General features: G+C 70.6%; 16 protein-coding genes and 1 tRNA gene. 10 read left to right on the top strand and 7 right to left on the bottom strand.

What is annotated here, in order from left to right; translation table 11 throughout:
- Positions 1 to 136: 136 nt before the first annotated feature.
- The 6 genes from KME66_RS20285 (at position 137) to KME66_RS20260 (ending at position 7947) form a co-directional block, all read left to right on the top strand.
- Positions 137 to 2572: a phage tail tape measure protein gene (locus tag KME66_RS20285; protein ID WP_253208426.1), complete on the top strand. Its 2436-nt coding sequence runs from the start codon at positions 137 to 139 to the stop codon at positions 2570 to 2572.
- Between the two features lie 12 nt (positions 2573 to 2584).
- On the top strand, positions 2585 to 5962 hold the full coding sequence (locus KME66_RS20280; protein ID WP_216324420.1) for a hypothetical protein: 3378 nt from the start codon (positions 2585 to 2587) through the stop codon (positions 5960 to 5962).
- Positions 5963 to 5977: 15 nt separating this feature from the next.
- Positions 5978 to 6310, top strand: coding sequence for an H-type lectin domain-containing protein (locus KME66_RS20275; RefSeq protein ID WP_216324417.1), 333 nt, complete (start codon positions 5978 to 5980; stop codon positions 6308 to 6310).
- A 76-nt stretch (positions 6311 to 6386) separates the two neighbouring features.
- Positions 6387 to 7457: a peptidoglycan-binding protein gene (locus KME66_RS20270; RefSeq protein WP_216324414.1), complete on the top strand. Its 1071-nt coding sequence runs from the start codon at positions 6387 to 6389 to the stop codon at positions 7455 to 7457.
- A 2-nt stretch (positions 7458 to 7459) separates the two neighbouring features.
- Entirely contained in the window at positions 7460 to 7687 is a 228-nt protein-coding gene (locus KME66_RS20265) for a hypothetical protein (protein WP_216324411.1), read from the top strand.
- The gene (locus tag KME66_RS20260; RefSeq protein ID WP_216324409.1) at positions 7684 to 7947 is read left to right on the top strand and encodes a hypothetical protein; all 264 of its coding nucleotides are present in this window, start codon (positions 7684 to 7686) and stop codon (positions 7945 to 7947) included. Before KME66_RS20265 ends, KME66_RS20260 begins: the two co-directional genes overlap by 4 nt.
- A 53-nt stretch (positions 7948 to 8000) precedes the next feature.
- On the opposite strand, the gene KME66_RS20255 is transcribed toward KME66_RS20260, so the two are convergent.
- Both KME66_RS20255 and KME66_RS20250 read right to left on the bottom strand, forming a co-directional pair.
- A complete protein-coding gene (locus KME66_RS20255; RefSeq protein WP_216324407.1) occupies positions 8001 to 8216 on the bottom strand; it encodes a DUF397 domain-containing protein in 216 nt (71 codons plus the stop codon).
- Complete coding sequence (locus tag KME66_RS20250; protein ID WP_253208425.1) at positions 8213 to 9070, bottom strand: helix-turn-helix transcriptional regulator; 858 nt, start codon at positions 9068 to 9070, stop codon at positions 8213 to 8215. The genes KME66_RS20255 and KME66_RS20250 overlap by 4 nt, the downstream gene beginning before the upstream one ends.
- A 312-nt stretch (positions 9071 to 9382) precedes the next feature.
- On the opposite strand from KME66_RS20250, the gene KME66_RS20245 reads away from it, so the two are divergent.
- Positions 9383 to 9745 (top strand): ATP-binding protein, encoded by a 363-nt coding sequence (locus KME66_RS20245; protein ID WP_253208424.1) that lies wholly within the window; start codon positions 9383 to 9385, stop codon positions 9743 to 9745.
- A 555-nt stretch (positions 9746 to 10300) separates the two neighbouring features.
- Positions 10301 to 10789 (top strand): GNAT family N-acetyltransferase, encoded by a 489-nt coding sequence (locus KME66_RS20240; protein WP_073225230.1) that lies wholly within the window; start codon positions 10301 to 10303, stop codon positions 10787 to 10789.
- A gap of 234 nt (positions 10790 to 11023) precedes the next feature.
- Here KME66_RS20240 and KME66_RS20235 read toward each other — a convergent pair whose 3' ends face one another.
- Entirely contained in the window at positions 11024 to 11485 is a 462-nt protein-coding gene (locus KME66_RS20235) for a GNAT family N-acetyltransferase (RefSeq protein ID WP_216324401.1), read from the bottom strand.
- Positions 11486 to 11529: 44 nt separating this feature from the next.
- On the bottom strand, positions 11530 to 13044 hold the full coding sequence (locus tag KME66_RS20230; protein ID WP_216329500.1) for a sigma-70 family RNA polymerase sigma factor: 1515 nt from the start codon (positions 13042 to 13044) through the stop codon (positions 11530 to 11532).
- Between the two features lie 139 nt (positions 13045 to 13183).
- On the opposite strand from KME66_RS20230, the gene KME66_RS20225 reads away from it, so the two are divergent.
- A complete protein-coding gene (locus KME66_RS20225; protein WP_253208423.1) occupies positions 13184 to 14461 on the top strand; it encodes an XRE family transcriptional regulator in 1278 nt (425 codons plus the stop codon).
- A 60-nt stretch (positions 14462 to 14521) separates the two neighbouring features.
- On the opposite strand, the gene KME66_RS20220 is transcribed toward KME66_RS20225, so the two are convergent.
- Complete coding sequence (locus KME66_RS20220) at positions 14522 to 15742, bottom strand: S1 family peptidase (RefSeq protein WP_216324399.1); 1221 nt, start codon at positions 15740 to 15742, stop codon at positions 14522 to 14524.
- Positions 15743 to 16263: 521 nt separating this feature from the next.
- Between KME66_RS20220 and KME66_RS20215 the strand changes: the two genes are divergently transcribed.
- Positions 16264 to 17145, top strand: coding sequence for an alpha/beta hydrolase (locus tag KME66_RS20215; protein WP_216324396.1), 882 nt, complete (start codon positions 16264 to 16266; stop codon positions 17143 to 17145).
- 253 nt (positions 17146 to 17398) lie between these two features.
- Here KME66_RS20215 and KME66_RS20210 read toward each other — a convergent pair.
- Positions 17399 to 17472: transfer RNA gene (locus KME66_RS20210), tRNA-Ala, on the bottom strand.
- A gap of 108 nt (positions 17473 to 17580) precedes the next feature.
- Entirely contained in the window at positions 17581 to 18807 is a 1227-nt protein-coding gene (gene glpR, locus KME66_RS20205; RefSeq protein ID WP_216324393.1) for a gephyrin-like molybdotransferase receptor GlpR, read from the bottom strand.
- Positions 18808 to 18868: the final 61 nt, after the last annotated feature.

The following is an 18868-nucleotide window of genomic DNA, read 5'->3' as shown; positions in this document are numbered from 1 at the left end:
CGACGAGCGCTCATGGCGCTGGCTCCGGCTCCGTATCACCGGTCTGCTCTCCACTGAGTGCCGCATTCACCGCACCTTCGCACCGCCCGAGTCCGGGCAGAAACGGGGGCGGTAAGTGGCTCTCACCGTAGGTGAGTTGACCGGCTTCATCACGATGGACGACAGGGAGGTCCGCCCCGCGCTCCGGCGTGCGGAGGGCGCTCTCCGCACGTCCGGGCAGCGGATGACGCGGGACTCGGAGAACGCAGGTGCGGCGGCCGGGCAGGCGCTCGGCGACGGCTTGGTGCGGGCTGCGGACGGTTCGATCCGGGACGCGCGCGGTCGTTTCGTCGCGGCCGGCCGACGCGTTGGCCAGGCGGCCGGGGATGCGCTCGGCGATGGGCTGCGGCGCGGTGCTGACGACGGTGCCGACGGGGCCGCGCAGTCTGCCGAGAGCGGGTTTTCCCGTATCAAGATGGCGGCAGCTGCGGCCGGTGTCGCGGCGGGCGCGGTGCTCATGCAGGGCATTGCGCAGCACCTGGAGCAGACGCAGGTTACCGGGCGGCTCGGTGCGCAGCTGGGGGCGACTCCGGCCGTGGCGCAGAAGTACGGGAAGATCGCCGGTCGCATGTATGCGGACGCGGTGACGGCCGATTTCCAGTCGGCTGCGGATGCGATTTCCGCGACGATGCGGGCGGGTCTTTTGCCGACTGGCGCGACGGATGCGCAGATTCAGGCGATCAGTACGAAGGTCAGCGACCTTGCGTCGACTTTTGAACTGGATCTCGGCCAGTCTGCGAATGCGGTCGGGCAGATCATGAAAACTGGTCTGGCCCCGAACGCGAAAAGCGCGCTGGATGTCATCACCAAGGGCCTGCAAAGTATGGGTCCTCGCGCGGATGACATTATGGATACTTTTAACGAGTATTCTGTCATTTTTCAGCGCCTCGGCCTCGACGTGCAGAGCGCCACGGGACTTATGTCGCAGGGCCTGAAAGCTGGTGCACGCGATACCGACGTGATCGCCGACGCTTTCAAAGAGTTTACGATCGAGGGTGTTGCCGGGTCCGAGAAGATGGCAAACGGATTCAAGACTATCGGTCTGAATTCCAGCGACATGATCAAGATGATTTCGGCTGGCGGGCCGCAGGCCACGAAGGCGTTGCAAATGACGCTCGACAAGCTGCGGTCGATGGACGACGAAGTCAAGCGCGATGCGGCATCGGCTGAGCTTTTCGGTACCAAGAGCGAGGATCTCCAAAAGGCTTTGCTCGCCCTCGACCCGTCGAAGGCCACTGCGTCACTTGGCACTTTCAAGGGCGCATCCGACAAAATGGGGGACTCCCTTCGGGATAATGCGGGCGTCCGGCTGGAGCAATTTAAGCGCGGAATGCAACAGGGCGTCGTAAATCTGATCGGTGGGCACGTTGTGCCTTCACTGATGCGGTTCGGCCAGTGGACGCAGAAGAACAGCGGCACCGTCAAAGTGGTGGCGGCCGTGGTTGCTGGAGCACTCATCCCGGTGCTGGTTCTCATGGGTGTGACTGCCACGGTGCGCGGCGCTCAGGTCGTGGCCGGCTGGGTGATGTCGGGGGCCGCGTCTCTGCGGTCGGCCGGCACGCAGGTGGCTGCTGGCGGGCGTGTGGTCGGTGTGTGGCTCCTCATGGGCGGCCGTGCCCTGCTGTCTGCTGGGCAGGTAGTGGCCGGGTGGGTGATGTCCGGCGTGTCTGCCGGTGCGTCGGCTGCCGGGCAGGTGGCTGCTGGTGCGCGTGTGGTGGGGGCCTGGCTTTTGATGGGCGCCCAAGCGCTCATGCAGGGGGCCCGGATGGCTGCCGCGTGGGTGCTGGCAATGGGCCCGGTGGGATGGGTAATCGCCGCGATCGTGGCCCTGGGAGTCCTGATTTGGAAAAACTGGGACAAGATCATCTCATGGACCACTAAGGCATGGGGTGCAATCTGGGGGAAGATCAAGCACTTCGGTGGAGCAATTCTCGGATTCTTCATCAAATGGAGCATCGTCGGGATCTTCCTCCGCCACTGGGATGCCATCAGAAAGGGCGTCGCGACCAAGGGCGGACAGCTCGTCTCCTGGATATCAGGGCTCCCCGGGCGCATTGCTCGCGGGATCGGCTCCCTGAATAGCCTCCTGTACACGAAGGGTAAGAACGTCGTACAGGGCCTATGGGCCGGTATTCGCGACATGGGCGGTTGGCTCCGCTCAAAAGTCATGGGCTTTGCGCGTTCAGCAATTCCCGGACCGATCGCTAAGGCTCTTGGGATTCATTCCCCCTCTCGCGTGATGCGCGATCAGGTGGGACGCCATATCCCGTCAGGGATTATCGCAGGAATCGAGGCAGGGACACCGGAGCTGGACCGGGCCATGTCCAACCTCGTCGACCCCACCGCGAATTTCTCTCCCATGGGTGGAGCCCCCGCGTATGGGGCGGGCCCACATCAGGCGACCGGCGGACGAACAGTGATCGAGATCAGGTCGTCCGGCTCACGCCGCGACGACTACCTATTGGAAGAACTGCGGCACGCAATTCGCGTGCGCGGTGGTGACGTGCAGCTCGTACTTGCGGGCAAGAGGTGAAGGAGGCACGCCGTGGCGTTCCCGGAGAGTCCGCTCGGTCTGCGGGGCGAGTTGCTGCTCGGCGGTTCCTGGGTGGATATCACCCGGGACATCTACACGCGGGAGCCGATCCGGATCGCGCACGGCACGGCCAACGAGGGAACACAGCCTGACCCCGCGTCGTGCTCTCTGCTGCTCAACAACGCAGGCGGGCGGTACAGCCCGCGTAACGCGATGGGCCCGCACCACGGGCGGCTGCTCCGTAATACGCCGCTGCGCATCACGGTTCCGGCTGAGGAGTCCTGGCTCCGCCTTGACGGCGGCCATGCCTTGACCCCGCACTCAGCGGCTCTCGCCACACCCGGTGACCTCGACCTCCGGGCGGAGATCACCCCGGACGACTGGGTCGTGTACGGGCGGGTCTGGCCGATCATCTCCCGATGGGAGGGTGCGGCAATCGGCTATCGGCTGTCTGTGCTCCTGGACGGCACGCTAGAACTCGCGTGGTCGTCAACCGGCACGTCGGCCGGCCTCCGGGCCGCGGTGAGCACCGCCCCGGTTGACGGCCAGGGCGGGCAACTGTGCGTGCGCGCGGTTCTGGACGTGGACAACGGCGCGGGCGGCTGTGCGGTCACGTTCTACAGCGGGCCCACCGCGGCGGGCCCATGGACCGCGATCGGCGAACCGGTCGTGAGCGCTGGCACCACGAGCGTGGCCAACCCGGCGACTCCGCTCGTGCTGGGGACCATGCTCGGTCTGCCGTACCCGGGTATCGCCCTCGCGGGCCGCGTGCACCGGGCTGAGGTCCGCGCGGGCATCAACGGCACGCTGGTCGCTGCCCCGGACTTCACCGGCCTGCCGGACGGTGCCGAGGGCATGACGGACTCAGCCGGCCGGACCTGGACTCTGACCGGCGCGGCCGCAATCAGCCGCCGTGAGGCCCTGTTCACGGGCGAGGTGCCCGACTGGCCCGCGCGGTGGACCGGGGCCGGGCACGACGCCTACGTACCTGTACGCGCCGCAGGCATCCTCCGAAGGCTCGGCCAGGGGCGCCGCCCGCTGGAATCCACCCTCCGCCGCCGAATCCCGGCCGCCCCGGGCCTGCTGGCGTATTGGCCGATGGAGGACGAACAGGGGGCCACGCAGCTCTACTCCCCCACTCCCGGGGTGCGCCCGCTACGGGTATCCGGTATGACGATGGCCGCGGACGACAGCCTGCCCGGATCGGCTCCACTGCCGACCACGGGCACGGTTGCGACGTTGGCCGCAACGGTGCCCGCCGCTGCGGCTGCGGGGTGGCACGTCGAGATGGTCTACCACCTGCCCACACTGCCCACCGTGCCTACCGAGATTCTGCGGGTGAACATCACGGGCAGCTCGGCGCGGTCCGCGCATGTGCTCGCCTCGACCACCGGAATCCGGATCGAGGCCCGTGACGCAGATGGCGACGTGCTCGCGTTCTTCACCTTCACCACCCCCGCCGCCATCACCGATTTCGCCGGGGTCTGGAACCGGCTGGCCGTCTACGTCGCAAACGACGGCGGACAGACGCGCCTTACGGCCGCGTGGCGGGACATCACGACCGGCGGACGGTGGCGCGCCTCGACCACCTACAGCGGGGCCATGGGCACGGCCGCGACAGTTGTCGGCAACTGGGGCGGCAGCATGCAGGGGCTTGCCCTCGGCCACCTCGCCGCCTTCAGCGTGCCCGGGACGCCGAACGGCGGGGGCGCGGTGCCCGGTGTGACGATCTATGACGGTGCGGATGGCGGGTACGCCCGTGAGTCGGCCGTCGATCGCGTGCGCCGCCTGGCCGTCGAGGAACCGCTCCTGCATCTCTCGGCACGGGACGGCGATATCGGCACCCCGTCCGAGCGTATGGGCCCGCAGGGGCGTGCGGAGGTGCTGACGCTGCTCGGCGAGATCGTCGACACGGACGCCGGAATCCTGGCAGAAACCATGGACCGGCTCGGGCTCGTCTACCGCGACCGGGCCACCCTCTACAACCAGGAACCGACGCTCGTCCTCGACTACGCGGCCGGCCAGGTCGCACCGCCGCTGGACCCCGCCGAGGACGACGCCGCCCGGCCCAACGACGTGACGGTCACCCGGGCAGGCGGAAGCTCTGGCCGCGTCGTCATCGAGGAGGGCCCGAACTCGGCCCTCCCGCCGGAAGAGGGCGGAATCGGCGCGTACGAGGAGGCCGTGACGCTGTCGCTCGGCAGCGACGACCAGGCCCGCCCGATCGCCGGGTGGCGCGCCCACCTCGGTACGTGGGACGAGGCCCGATACCCCACGGTCCGCGTCGAGCTGCACCGCCGCCCGGAGCTGATCCGGGACGCGCGTCGGCTGCGCGTGGGGGACCTCGTGCGGATCACCAACCCCCCGATCTACACGGGGCCGGGCCCGCTTGACCTAATCGTGCGGCGTATCGAGCACGAACCGCGCCCCCGGGCGTGGGTTCTCACCCTCGGCTGCACACCGGCCGGGCCGTACGCCGTCGGGGTGGTCGGCGATACGGTGCGCGGCCGGGTGGATACCTCCGGCACCGTACTGGCCGCGCCAGTGTCGGGAGACGCTACGGCGTGGCCGGTCACCGTGACTGCTGGCCGCGCCTGGATCACCAGCACCGAGCACCCGGACGACTTTCCGTTTGCTGTGACGGCGGGCGGTGAGATCGTCACGGTGGCAGGGATCAGCGGCGTGGCCGAGGACGATTTCGGTCGGACGGTGGCGTCAGGATGGGGTATCGCACCGTCAGGGCAACCGTGGGCCACTGAGGGCGGTTCGGACGCCGATTTCGCGGTGAGCGGCGGTGCCGGACTGCACAGCATCACCACCAAGAACGTCTTTCGGATCACCAGCGTGCCAGTTGCCACCAGGGATGTTGACCTGGGCGTTGACTTCGCCTTGGACCAGGTGCCCGCGGGCAACAGCGCCTACGTCTACGCGTGCGTGCGCCGTACCGATGACAATCACATGTACTTCGCTCGCGTCCAGATCTCGCAGTCGGGCGCGATGTACCTGAACCTGCGGAAGCGCAACGGTGGCGAGACCTTGCTCGCGTCGTATACGACCCCGTACACGTTCAGTGCGGGTACCCGGTATCGGCTACGGCTTGCCGTGGCAGACACGACCATCACCGCGAAGCTATGGCCGCAGTCGGCCTCCGAGCCCGGGACCTGGCAGGTCACCGGTTCGGACGCCGACCTCACGGCGGCAGGCAGCATCGCCGTGCGCTCGTTCCTGTCGTCTGCGGCTACCAACCCGCTGCCAATCCACGTCTCGTGGCGGGGCCTGTACGTCGGCCCGCAGCAGATGGCGGTAACCCGGTCCGTCAACGGCATCACGACATCGCACGCCGCCGGGGCAGACGTTCGGCTTGCCCGGCCCACCATCGTGGCCCTGTAGAGAGGAGGCGCGCCCATGCCCGTACCCGCGACCCTGTGGCGGCCAGGAATGCGCATCACCGACGCCCGGATGAACGCCAAGGACTACCAGGCCGGAATCATCCTGGTCAGCTTCACCAACCAGACCAGCCACACCGAGTTTGTCCCGTTCCCGGAGCCGTTCCCCGTCACACCGATGATGAGCGTAGAGATTGCTTCGGGCTCGGGCGTGACGGGCCGGTTCGAGGCCCGCCCCATCAGCGTCAACGCGAGCGGATTCACGCTCTTCGTGCTGGTCACGGACTCTTCCGAAGGGCCCGACACCTGGGCGTCCCAGCCCGTGCACTGGATCGCCCACATGCCCACCTGACGCTGACCTCACTTCCCCGAACCTCATGCCCCGAGCCGATCCGGCCGGGGCCTTTTGCATGTCTGGAGACCTGCCCATGACTGTGTCGATCATCAGCCGAGCTACGTGGGGCGCGCGGCCCTGGAACGGCACCCCGGCCACCGTGCCGCTCAGCTCCCGAACGGAGTTCTTCGTCCACTGGTTCGGCGGCGTTCCTGGCAGCCCGACCGGGGCCGCTCTCGCCCGCGAAGTCGAGCGCCTGCACATCGACGGGAACCGCTGGGCAGGCGTCGGCTACAACTTCATCGTGGACCAGGACGGCGAGGTCTTCGAGGGCCGCGGCTGGGACCTTCAGGGGGCCCACTGCCCTGGCCACAACATCAGCGGTCTCGGCGTGCTCATCGCGGTCGGCAAGGGCGGCCCGACTGCATCCGCCAAGGCCCTCTCTGCGGCTCGCGCCCTGTACGACGAGGCGTGCCGCCGGACCGGCCGGACGCTGGCCCGGCGTGGTCACCGCGACGGCATCGCCACGGAGTGCCCCGGTCCGGACCTGTACGCATGGGTGAAGGCCGGTATGCCTGCCAAGGGCTACCAGCCGCCCACGAGCGGGACCGCGCCGACGGGCGCCGCCCGCTACCGGGTGACCATCAACGGTGTGCCGTACGGCTACGGGGCCAAGGGCAGCCACGTGACCCGCGTCGGCGAGGCCCTGGTCAAGAAGGGGTACGGAGGCCAGTACAAGAACGGCCCGGGGCCGACCTGGACTGACGCCGATACCCGCTGCTACGCCGCTTGGCAGCGGTCCCTGGGCTACTCCGGGGCTGATGCCGATGGCGTACCGGGGGAGTCGAGTCTCCGGAAGCTGCTCGGCACCCTGCCGGGCAAGCCGGCTCCGAAGCCCTACGCACCGCCCGCATTCCCGAAGGGCCTCGCCCCGGGCCACAGGTCGCCCTCAGCGCGCGGCCTTCAGCGGGCACTCAAGGCCGCTGGCTTCATGTCCAGGGCCATCCCGGAAGCCGACAACTACGGACCTGCCACGCGGGCGGCGACCGCCCGGTTTCACCAGGCGCACCCCGCGTATCGCGCCCGCGGACTGCACTACGACCCCGCCATCGGCCCGCGCGGGTGGGCCGCTCTCCACACCATCGCCTACGGAAAGAAGAAGTGACCGTGAAGCAGAGCACGAAGCGCACAGTCCGCACCGGTATCCAGGCCGCCGTAGCGCTCGCCGTAGCGCTCCCCGCGATCGTCGCCGCGTCCGGCATCCCCGAGACCCTGCCGTGGGTGGCCGGGGCCCTCGCCATCGCGGCCGGCCTCGCCCGCGTCATGGCGCTCCCGGCCGTCGAGCAGCTGCTTGACCGAGTCGGGCTCGGCCTCTCCGAGGACGGGCGCCCGTGACTATCCCGCCCCCGTCCGACCCGGCCGCGGTAGCGGTTGAGCTGGAGCGGCTACGCGGCACGATGGAGACCGGATTCGCCCGCGTAGATGGCAGCCTGGCGCTGCTCGTACAGCGAGGAGACCAGACAGACCGGGCCATGGCCGACCACGAGAAGCGGCTCGATGCCCTTGAGCGGGCCCGCTGGCCGCTGCCGTCGCTGGCCGCGCTGGTCGGTGTGATCGGACTTGCTCTGACCCTGTGGCAGCTTTCCCGGAACTGAACCGCCCCCTCCCGCACAGTGCGGGAGGGGGCGGTTTCGCCGTGTCAGGGGTACTACAGAGTGCCGTCCGACACCGCGCCGACCATGGCGGCGAGGGCTGCGCGGCTGACGACGATGGCGGGGCCATGCGGGACCTTGCTGTCGCGGACGGCGACCGGGCCGCCGTCGAGGAGGCCGCACTCCACGCAGTCGGACTGTGCAGCCGAGCGCGACGACTTCCACCACGCTACGGGCAGTGCGGAGGCGTCGGGAGCGGTGCGAGTGGTCATATCTGGTCCCTAATCTCAGTGATCAATTCGGCAGACGCGTCAGGGGCGAGTGCTTGCGTCCGAAGGGTGCCGATGGCGTCCTGGTAGGCGGACACGTTTTCGCGCCCCTCGACGTAGAGAGCCTGTGTCAGCGACTCGATGTGCACCACGTCCAGGCTGGCATGCGCCCCGTACCCCAGGATGGAATAGGCACCGGTCTGGCCCACGTGCGGCGGCTCGTCCAGGGGCAGCACTTGGATCGTGACGTTCGGCCACGAGGCTGCCGCGAGGAGCTTGCCGAGCTGGTCAGACATGAGCCGCGGGTCCTCAGTGCGCGTACGCAGAGCGGCTTCCCCGATGATTGCCCAGAGGGTCAACGGGTTGTGCTGCGTGAGCACCGATTGTCGCGCGAGGCGCACCTCGACGAGAGCGGTCACCCGCTCTGCGACGGCGTCGCCCATGGCGGTAGCGGAGATTATCCGGCGAGCGTAATCGGCGGTCTGGAGCAGGCCCGGGATCATCACCGGCTGCCATGTGCTGATCTGCTCGGCTTCGGATTCCAGGCTGATCAAGTCTTCGTATGCCGGGGTGAGAACGGAGCGGTACGACTGCCACCATCCACGCCGTGCGCCCTCGCGGGTGAGCCGAAGAAGCCCCGCGCGGGTCTCTTCGTCGTCGATCCCGCAGGCGTCCAAGATCAGTTTGACGTCTGCGGCGGTCGCCGCGGTTACAGCCGTTTCAATCCGGCTGATCTTGGCCCCGTTGAGCTTGCCACCCGATCGGCTTGCTACCTCGTCCTGCTTGAGTCCCAAGGACTCGCGTAGGGCCCGCAGCGTACGGCCGAGCTGCCGCCGTCTCACTGTCGGTGCGCTCACGAACCCCTGCCCTCTCGCTGTGTTGTCGGGTCCAGTCTGCCGCGCCCCGCGCCGCCCTGTCATCTTTCACCACCCCTTCCTACAGCCGTTCTACACGGCATATGCAAATTCTTATTTCGACAGTGAGACACTTGCAATCGCCACTGTATGGGACGCACGATGATTCCAGATTTCCATCCGCGCCGACACGGTCGGACGAGGTCCGGATCGGCCACAGCGTCAGGGGTCCGCATGATGTCCATGCATCCGCATCGAGCTTTACCGCCAGGGGATCGGAGGCGATTCGTTCCGCCGCAGCTGATCTGCGGGGCCATGCCCGAGTCCGTCCGGGCAGCACGTCGGTACGTGCGCGAGGCCGCGGCCTACCAGGAGCCGGACACTCCGGAGGATGCCCTCGGCACACTGGAACTGCTCGCGTCCGAGCTGGCCACGAACGCGATCCGGCACGGAGCACGCATGAGTCCGGGCACGTCCATTCGGGTGGTTGTCGACGCCAAGCCGGGGCGTACGAGGGTCGAGGTTCACGATGAATGCCCGACCCTGCCGTACCTTCGGCCGGCCTCGACCCTCGCCGAACGCGGACGCGGTCTGCTGCTCGTGTCGCTGATGGCCGCCGCGTGGGGGTGCGCCGATCGCGACGGCGGGAAGGTCGTATGGGCGGCGGTGAAGTGGTGAGCAGACCTGCCACACAGTGGGGGCCCGTGACTGATGACATGGTTCTGTACCGGGCGGTCATAGACCACACGGCGCGGTGCGAGTGGTGCCAGGCCCGTCCCGGATCGTGCCCCTTCGGCATCCGGCTCGGCCAGATGGCCAAGGAGGCACGAGACATCGTCCAGAAGGCCCGGGGCGAGCAGAACGGCCGCGAGAGCGCCGTCAGGGTGGGCACGGACACGGGGGCCCCTACAGGTCCGCACTGCCGGGCGGCGAGCTTGTCCGGCCAGGCAGCCGTTCACCTGGACTGCCGCCGCCCGGCAGGCCGCTGCGCCTGCTACTGCCACGTGGACGGGCCGCCAGCAGAGTAGGGACCGAGAGCAGTGGACCCCCGGGACGGCCAAGGCCCCGGGGTCCACTGCGTTCTGTACCGTATTCGACGAGCCCGCTTCGGCTTGACGTGCGGCATACCCACAGGTCAAGGGCACCATGTTTTAGACACATTGTCTGAAGTAACGGTCAGCATCCCCGAACAGTACCTACTCCACCCCAGCGCACAGATATACGATACAGAGCATGCTTATTCACCCTCGGCCTTTCGACCACCCCGACGCCGTCAAACTCAACGACCAGGTGCAGCTCGAATACGCCGAGCGCTACGGCGACGAGGGCGATGTCACACCGCTCGACCCGTCGATGTTCGTCCCGCCGCACGGTCTGTATCTGCTCGCCTACGACGAGCAGGAGCGCCCGGTGGCGACCGGCGGCTGGCGGACCCAGAACCTCAACGCCGAGGGCTACGAGGACGGCGACGCCGAGATCAAGCGGATGTTCGTGATCCCCGAGGGCCGCGGCCGGGGCCTGGCCCGCCGGATGCTCGCCGCCCTGGAGGAGGACGCCCGGGCCGCGGGCCGGACCAGGATGGTCCTGGAGACCGGCGACCAGCAGCCCGAGGCCGTCGCGCTGTACGCCTCGTGCGGCTACACCGTCTGCGAGGTGAAGTTCGGGCACTACCGGACGTACGACAGCAGCATCTGCATGGCCAAGCCGCTGCGGCAGCCGTAGCAACCGGCCGCCCTGGCCCCGGCCGGGGCCAGGGCGGTCCGTCACCCGCTCCGGGCGCGCGGGGCGTCGCCCGCCTCGGGCGCCGAGGGCATCATGCGCCCCGGACGGCAGGGAGATCGCGCACCCCGGACGGCAGGGAGATCGCGCGCCCCGGGGCGCCGCAGCCGGCCACGCGCCCCGCCTCCGGGCGCCCGGTCACGCAGGCCGTCACGCATCCCCCTCCAGGACGCCCGGTCACGCACCCCCGCCGAGCACCAGGAGCACATGCTCCTCCTCGCCGTGCCGCACCGTGCCGGCCGCCGTGAACCCGCACTTCTCCAGCAGGCGCACCGACCCGGTGTTGCCGGCCGCCGGGTCCGCGTACAGCGGGCGGGCCGTCTCCCGCTCCAGGAACGCGGTCAGCGCCCGCGTACCGATGCCCCGGCCCCAGTACGCACGGCCCAGCCAGTAGCCGATGAAGCGCCGGTCCCCCTCCCACCAGGCGACGATGCTCCCCGCGGTCTCCCCGTCCACGACGACCGTCTGCACGAAGTTGGCGGGATCCCCCAGCACCCGCGTCCTCCAGTGCGCCATGAACGCGTCCCGCTCCCGGGGAACGAACCGCGACCGCCGGACGGCCTCCGGATCGTGCTCGTACGCGAGGAAGGCCTCCAGGTCCTCGGGCACGACGTCTCTGAGCTGCACGCTGTTGTCCATGCCGACCGAGTCTGGCACCCGCCACTGACAACCGGCCCGGCCGCTCACCTCGGGGTGGCCAGCACCTGGGTCCAGTAGGGGCCGCGCGGGGAGTCGGCGAGGCCCACGCCCACGTGGACGAAGGCGCAGTTGAAGATGTCGTCGTCGCGGCCGGGGCTGTTGCGCCACTCCTCGACGACCGCCGCCGGATCGCTCATGCCGGTCGCGATGGTCTCCCCGACGGCCGACCAGGCGTAGCCGGTGGCGCCGACCCGGTCGCCCGCGCCCCGGCCCGAGGAGTCGGTGTGGCCGAAGTAGTTCCGCGCGGCCATGTCCTCGGAGTGCCGCTGGGCGACCTCGGTGAGCCGGGGATCGGTCTCCAGCTCCGGGCAGCCGTTCGCGGCGCGCAGGGTGTTGACCCGGGTGACCACGCGGGTGTCCGGGCGGGGAGACGGCTTCGGCGCGGGGGAGGCGGAAGGTGACGGGGGGACGGCCGACGGCCGGGTGGCGGGGGTCGGGCTCGGGGCGGGCGTGGACGGGACCGCGGAGGGGCTGGGGCTCGGCCCGGCGGAGGCGGAGGCGGTCACGGCCGGGGGCGCGGGCGCGGGGCTGTGGGTGACACCGCCACCCCGGGCCTCGGGCTGGGCCGGGGTGGAGGGCCAGATCAGTACGGCGAGGGCGGTCACGGCGGCCGCCCCGGCTATCAGCCCGGCCGCCTTCCCGGCCGAGAAGGCGGCCGGGGCGGCGTGGGCCGCGCCCGGGGACGCGGCGGCGGTGGCCGGGGCGGCCGATGAGGCGACGGCCGCCGCCACCTGCTGCCCGCTGTCGTAGAGCGGCACCACGAGCGCGAGCCCGGAGAGCAGGCCCTCCGCCGGAACCAGTCCCGTACTCCCGGCGGAGCAGGAGGCGCAGCCCCGGACATGGCGGGCGATCCGCTTGCGCCACAGCGGCGTCGCCGTGCCGTCCCAGTCGCCGAGCAGGTCCGCCAGGGCCGGGCAGCGGGGGTCGGCGGCCAGGGCCCGGACGACCGTACGGCCGACATCGAGCTGGTTCTTCACCCGCTGGACGCGGACGGCGGCGTGCTGCGGGGAGAGGCCGAGCGCCTCGGCCAGCTCGGACCGGGTGAGGTCGCCGGTCGTCTCCAGCCACCACAGGGACAGCACGTCGCGCTCGGCGTCGTCCAGCCAGCGGGTCGCCTCGGCGGTCTCGCGCCGCTGCCCGGAGAGTTCCAGGCGCAGGATCGTCAGATCGACGAAGTCGGCGGCGGGGTCGGCCGGGTCGTTGGTCTCCTCCAGCGGGGCGGGGCGGTGGCCGAGGTGGGACCAGCGGCTGCGGACCTGGTTCATGGCGATGGCGACGAGCCAGGAGCGGAAGCGGGCCGGATCGCGCAGGGCGGGCAGACCGGAGAGCGCCCGGAGCATGGTCTCCTGCACCACGTCGTCCACGTCGGGGTGGCCGTTGAGGGCGCGGCCGACGACGTTGTAGACCAGCGGGAGGTACTGGGCGGCCAGCCGCTCCCCGGCGGCCCGGTCGCCGTTCCTCGCCGCGATGACCAGAGCGGTGCTGTCCACGCCGTCCACGCCCTTCGTTCGGTTCGCCACCGGAATGTGGGCCGGATCACCCCTGGGGGTTTTGTTATCCGTCCCCCGTCCGGTGGTCAACCAGTATGCGGGGGCCGGCAGGCAGTCCCGCCGGGAGAGTGCGGGAGCGGGGAGAGACATGTCGAGCGACACGGACACCGACGAGGCGCAGGCCACCGGTCCGGGCTCCACCGGAGCGCGGACCACGGCCCCTCGCACCACCGGAGCGCGGACCGCGGCCCCGGGCTCCACCGGTGCGCAGGCCACGGATCCGCGGGCCACGGGCCCCCGGGCCACCGCACCGCGCCCGCTTCCGGCGCAGCACACCGAGGCGCACGCCACCGCGGCGCGGACGGGCGAGGCCATCACCACCTCGGCCCTGCACGCGGCGGCGACCGGCGCGGACACCTTCCCCGGGGTCCTGCGGGAGGCGCTGAACCGCCGCGGGCTCTCCCTGGAGCGGGTGAGCGAACGGCTCAGGGTGCGCGGCATCACCATCAGCCAGGCCACCCTGAGCAGCTGGCAGCGCGGCCGCAGCCAGCCCGAACGGGCGCGTTCCCTCCGGGCCGTGGACGTGCTGGAGGAGATCCTGGAGCTGCCCGCCGGGTCCCTGCGTTCGCTGCTCGGCCCGCGCCGCCCGCGCGGCCGGACCACTCCGCCCGACGCGGAAGGGGCGGCGCTCCAGATCCTCGGCGAGGACTCGGTGGTGGAGAAGGCGCTCGGCGCGCGCTTCCGCCACTTCAACCAGGAGACCAGTTCGCTGATGGTCCACGACATCGTCAGGGTCGGCGAGAGCGGCACGCTGAGCGGGATCTCCACCACGAACGTCCTGCGGGCCAAGCGGGCCGGGGCCGACCGGGCGGTCTTCGTCCTCAGCTTCGACGACGAGGCGGCCGAACCCGTCGACATCAGGGTCACCTGCGGCCGCCTGGCGGAGGCCACGTACCTGAAGGGGCTCAAGTCCCTGGTGATGGAGATCCGCTTCGGCCGGGAACTGGCCAAGCTGGACACCACGGTGGTGAGTTACGCCGTCGAGGTGAGCCCCTCGGAGACCCCGGCCACGCACTACGAACGCTGGTCGCGGACGAACCTCCACGAATACCTCCAGCAGGTCTTCTTCCACCCCGGCGCCCTGCCGGTGGACTGCCACCGCTACGTCCGGGAGAAGGTCGGCGCCCCACCGCGCGGCCGCCGTCGCATTCCGCTGAGCGAGGCGCACGACGTCCATGTGCTCACCTCCCGGTGCAAACCCGGCGTCCACGGGGTGGCGTGGGAGTACGGAGCGGACGGCCCGGGTGGTACAGGCGGTCCGGGCGGGACGGCCCGTCCAGGCGGTCCGGACGGCCCAGGCGGTCCGGACGGCCCAGGCGGTCCGGACGGTCCGGGAACGTGGAGAACGGGAGACCGCCCAGGATGAGTGGACGGTCTCCCGCGTCTGGGGGGTGGCCTTGTCTGCCGGTCCGTTGCCGCGGAGGGACTACTTGGTGTTGAGCGTCAGCCCGTAGTAGGCGAGGGCGTCGTCGAGCGGCTGGAAGTACGACGAGCCGCGCGAGTTGACCCGGCCGGTGCACCGCTGGCCGATCGGTCCGCCGGAGGTCATGCCCTGGGCCTGGTCCCCGGAGACGTACGCCCCGCCGCTGTCGCCGCCCTGGGTGCAGACGGAGGAGCTGGCGAGACCGGTCACGACGGTGTCGGGCCCGCCGTTCTGGTCGCTGTAGGTGACGCTGACGTTGTACGAGCCGACCTTGCCGCAGGTCCAGCCGGTGGTCTGGCCCGACTTGCACAGCGCCGCACCGGAGGGGGCCCGCTTGCTGCCCCGGACCGGGACGGTGCCCGCCTTGCCGTACGTGGTGATGTCGAGGCCGATGGAGTTGCCGGCGTCGACGGCCGCGATGCCCATGTCGACACTGCGGGTGCCGAGCGCGAACCGGGTGTGGGTGCCCTTGGCGAAACGGGTCCCGTTGTAAGCCAGTTCGGGCAGATCCTCGATGCAGTGCCCGGCGGTCACGAGCACCTGCCGGCCGTTGCGGTCCTGGGCGCCGTACCCGACGGAGCAGAGGTAGCCGTTGAAGGTCATCCGGCTGCCGGGCGGAACGACGGCCTGGGTCTCCAGCTTCTCCTGCCCCTTGACCACGCGCACGGCGTCGCCGTTGCTCTGCGCGGCCTTGAGGAAGCCGCGGGTGGCGGCGTCCGTGGCGCCGTTGACCTCGACGGTCACGGTGTCCGACGCGAGGTCGACGGACCAGGCGGAGACGCCGGCCGGGGCGCTCTTGAGCGCCTTGGCGTCGAGCTGCGCCTTGATGCGGTCGAGTTCGCTCTCGCCGCGCTCGGGCACCCGGACCTTCAGACCCGCGGCCCGGACGTTCTTCGCCGCCTCGGCGTCGGCGGCGTTGACGACCAGCGAACCGTCCTTGGCGAAGAAGGCCCCGAGCGTGTCGACCCGGTCCTTCCGCAGCTGCGCGAACCGGTCCTGCTGCTCGGCCTCACGGTCCAGCCGCTCGACGGCGGCCTTCTCGCTGACGCCCAGGGTCGCGGCGAGCGCCTTGACCATCTCCGGCTGGTACGCCGGCGCCGCCGCGGGGGCCGAGGGCTCACCCACCGTACCGGCGTAGGCCCCTGTGGCGACTCCGGCCGACAGGAGGGCGCCGATCGAGGCGGCCACGATGTATCTGCGCGCGTTCTTCTTTCCGTGCTTCACGCGATTCCTTCCGCTACGCAGGCGAGCGTCCAGACAATGGGGGGGGGTGGCCACACCGCGCCTGGGGAAGCGCGGTGTGTTCCATGGACACTGCCCGGCGGCGATGACATGTTCCTGTCGCCGCGCCTCGAACTCTGGCGCAGCCGGAACTCCCGCGACAAGAAGTGGCGGTGGGGGTCTTTTCTACAGAACTGGCCGAGAACTGTAGAGAAGACGGCCTGTTGGGAGCAGTACCGGAAACGTTCTCGACGGCCTGCTCCAGCTCGTCGAGCGCCCGGGAGCGGGAAGCGATCCGGATCACCGCGGCGCGCGGTCCCCACCGCAGGGGTGGGCGTGCACCAGGCAGTCGGGCGTGAGCTCCAGGCCGCAGTTCCCGGCCCGCCGCCCCGTACTCCTCGTACTCCTCGACAACGCCTGCGCGCCCCGGGTTGCCGTGCACGGCCATGGCCACAGGAGAGGCGCGGGGCACGCGCCGGATATATCGCTACGCCCGGTGGGCGACCCCGTGGCAGGATCCGCTTATGCCGAGTGTCGCCGTGTCTTCCGATGTGTCCATCGCGTACGAGAGCTTCGGCGACCCCGGGGATCCGCCCGTCCTGCTCGTGATGGGTTTCGGTGCGCAGATGCTTGCCTGGCACGAGGACTTCTGCCGGGCGCTGGCGGACCGCGGCCGATATGTGATCCGCTACGACAACCGCGACTGCGGACTGTCCACGAAGTTCGACGAACACCCAGTCGACATGGGCAGGTTCATCGCCGCCGTCAGCTCGGGTGACATTCCCGCCGCGCTCGCGATGGTTCCCTATCGGCTTCGCGACATGGCTGATGACGGACTGGGTCTGCTCACCGCGCTCGGCATCGAACGCGCCCACGTCGTCGGGGCCTCGATGGGCGGGATGATCGCCCAGACGATGGCCCTCTCCTTCCCGGAACGGGTGCTGACCCTGACGTCGATGATGTCCTCGACCGGCGAGAGCGCATACGGCCAGTCCAGCCCGGAGGCCCAGGCGGTGCTGTTCGCCCCGAAGCCGGCGGACCGCGCGGGGTACGTCGCGGCGGCGGAGAAGGAGCTGGCGTGGGCTTCCCAACGCTACGGCGACGCGGCGGCGTTGCGCGAGCTGGCCGCCGCGAGCTACGACCGCGCGTACTACCCCGCGGGGATCGGACGGCAACTCGGCGCAATGGTCCTCAGCGGTTCACGCGCGGACGCGCTCCGTGAACTGCGGGTGCCCACACTGGTGATCCACGGCCTGGACGACACACTGATCGACCCCAGTGGCGGAAGGCGCACCGCGGAGCTCGTGCCCGGTGCGGAACTTCTCCTGGTCCCCGACATGGGCCACGACCGCCCCCGGGAGCTGTGGCCGGACCTCATCGACGCCGTGGTGTCCCACACCGCCTGACGAGGCCGTCAGGGGGCCCGCACCGGCACCGCGGGCTGAGGCTGCCCCGTTCCGCGAGGAAGGGGCCCTGCTCGACGACGGTCGAGAGGGTGAGGAGGGTTGACGCCCCGGCACCCCGCCGGATCCGCTACGCCGCCGTCCCCCACGCCGGACAGGCACCGAGCGGCCCCTCAACGACGAAGATCCCGCCCGATCTTTCGATCGGACGGGATCTCGTCACCGTTCTCGAGAGCTACTCGCGAACTGTCGTTTGTGGACCTGTGGGGATTTGAACCCCAGACCCCCTCGATGCGAACGAGGTGCGCTACCAGACTGCGCCACAGGCCCTTGCGACGTGTGAAACTCTAGCACCCTCACAGGGGTGCTTGGAAATCCGTTCCTCCGCTGGTCAGCGGTGCCGGGTTTCCGAGCGCCCCCCGGCGCCGCCGGGGGGCCTCACTCATTGGCCGCGCGCGGCCGGCCCTCGTCGTCGTACTGGTCGAAGAGCGGGGTCCGGCCCCGGTCGCGGTTGCGGCGGGACTGGTTCGTGCGCTGGCGCGGGGCCGGGTCGACCGCGGGGGCCGTCGGGTGCGACGTGCCCGTCTGGGTGGGCTCGGCGGTGCTGGAGCGGGCCGCGCTCCAGGTCTCCGGGTCGCCGACCTCCACACCGCCCGTGGCCCGGGGGGCGACGGGCGCGGTGACATAGGTGGGCAGCGGTACGGGAACGGGCTCCCAGCTGTCGCCCTGGGCGCGGCCGCGTTCGCGCTGCTGGTCCACCCACTCCGCGTGGTCCGTCTGCTCGACCAGCGCGCGGCGGCCGGCCTCCTGGGGGGAGACCGTCGGGGTGGGTTCCGGCTCGGCGCGGTGCGGTTCGGAGTCGTCGTCCGGCTCGGCCGGATCGGAGGCCGCGGGCTGGTTCCGGCGCGGGCGGTTCTCCCGCAGCCGCTGTGCCGCGTCCTCGGCCCGGCGGCGGTCCATCGTGAAGGCGAACCGCCTGCGCTCCTGGGCCCGCAGATGGACGATGTACGTGCTCAGCAGCACGGCCGGCACCGCGGGGGCCCAGAGGAAGCCGAGGCCGCCGACCGCCGCGACGATCGCGCCGAGCGTGAAGGCCAGGAAGAGGACGATGGTGGTCCGCCTGCGCCGCGCCAGGACCTGGGAGCGCTGGGCGCGCCGGGCCCGTTCGGCGTCGGCCGCACCGGAGCGCGGGCGCCGCCGGGCGGGGGGCACCTTCTCCGCCGGGCGCTCGCCGGACCGGCGCTCGTGCGCCGGGCGGTCCGGGTGCCGGCGGTCCGGAGGCTGAGGCGCCGGGCGGCGGTCGTGCGCCGCACGGTCGGACGCATGGTGCCCCGGGGTGCGCTCAGGCGCGTGCGCCGGGTCGCCAAGCCGGGCTTCCGTGTGCGCCGGAGGCGCGGCAAAGGCCCGGACGTCCACGGACTCCATACGGTCCGTTTCCCGGTCCGGGTCGACCTCGGGCCCCGCCTCCTCGGCGGTGCGCTCCCGCAGCTCCTTGGCGTAACGGCGCTCCATCGCCGCCCGGCCGGACAGCAGCCGGATGGCGGTGCTGAAGCGTTCCGTCGGACGTGCTTCATTGAGCTCGTCCTGCCTGCGGAGCCACATCGGCACCAAGTAGGCGGCCCAGGCCCCGACGATGACTGCGTAGATGAGGCCGCTGCTGCTCACGGTCACACCGTAGAGGGGTTTGCGCGGAAGGATCCGCCAATTGGCCCGGTGTGTCGCACGA

Source organism: Streptomyces sp. YPW6 (genome assembly GCF_018866325.1).
Classification (GTDB): Bacteria; Actinomycetota; Actinomycetes; order Streptomycetales; family Streptomycetaceae; genus Streptomyces.
The sequence above is the reverse complement of the archived record's forward strand: the minus strand, read 5'-3'. Positions and strand labels throughout refer to the sequence as shown.

What these genes read in the sequence shown, in the direction of transcription:
- KME66_RS20275 (WP_216324417.1), top strand. Translation starts at nt 5,978, where the DNA reads ATGCCCGTACCCGCGACCCTGTGGCGGCCAGGAATGCGCATCACCGAC.
- KME66_RS20270 (WP_216324414.1), top strand. Translation starts at nt 6,387, where the DNA reads ATGACTGTGTCGATCATCAGCCGAGCTACGTGGGGCGCGCGGCCCTGG.
- KME66_RS20255 (WP_216324407.1), bottom strand. Translation starts at nt 8,216, where the DNA reads ATGACCACTCGCACCGCTCCCGACGCCTCCGCACTGCCCGTAGCGTGG.
- KME66_RS20245 (WP_253208424.1), top strand. Translation starts at nt 9,383, where the DNA reads ATGCCCGAGTCCGTCCGGGCAGCACGTCGGTACGTGCGCGAGGCCGCG.
- KME66_RS20240 (WP_073225230.1), top strand. Translation starts at nt 10,301, where the DNA reads ATGCTTATTCACCCTCGGCCTTTCGACCACCCCGACGCCGTCAAACTC.
- KME66_RS20235 (WP_216324401.1), bottom strand. Translation starts at nt 11,485, where the DNA reads ATGGACAACAGCGTGCAGCTCAGAGACGTCGTGCCCGAGGACCTGGAG.
- KME66_RS20225 (WP_253208423.1), top strand. Translation starts at nt 13,184, where the DNA reads ATGTCGAGCGACACGGACACCGACGAGGCGCAGGCCACCGGTCCGGGC.
- KME66_RS20215 (WP_216324396.1), top strand. Translation starts at nt 16,264, where the DNA reads ATGCCGAGTGTCGCCGTGTCTTCCGATGTGTCCATCGCGTACGAGAGC.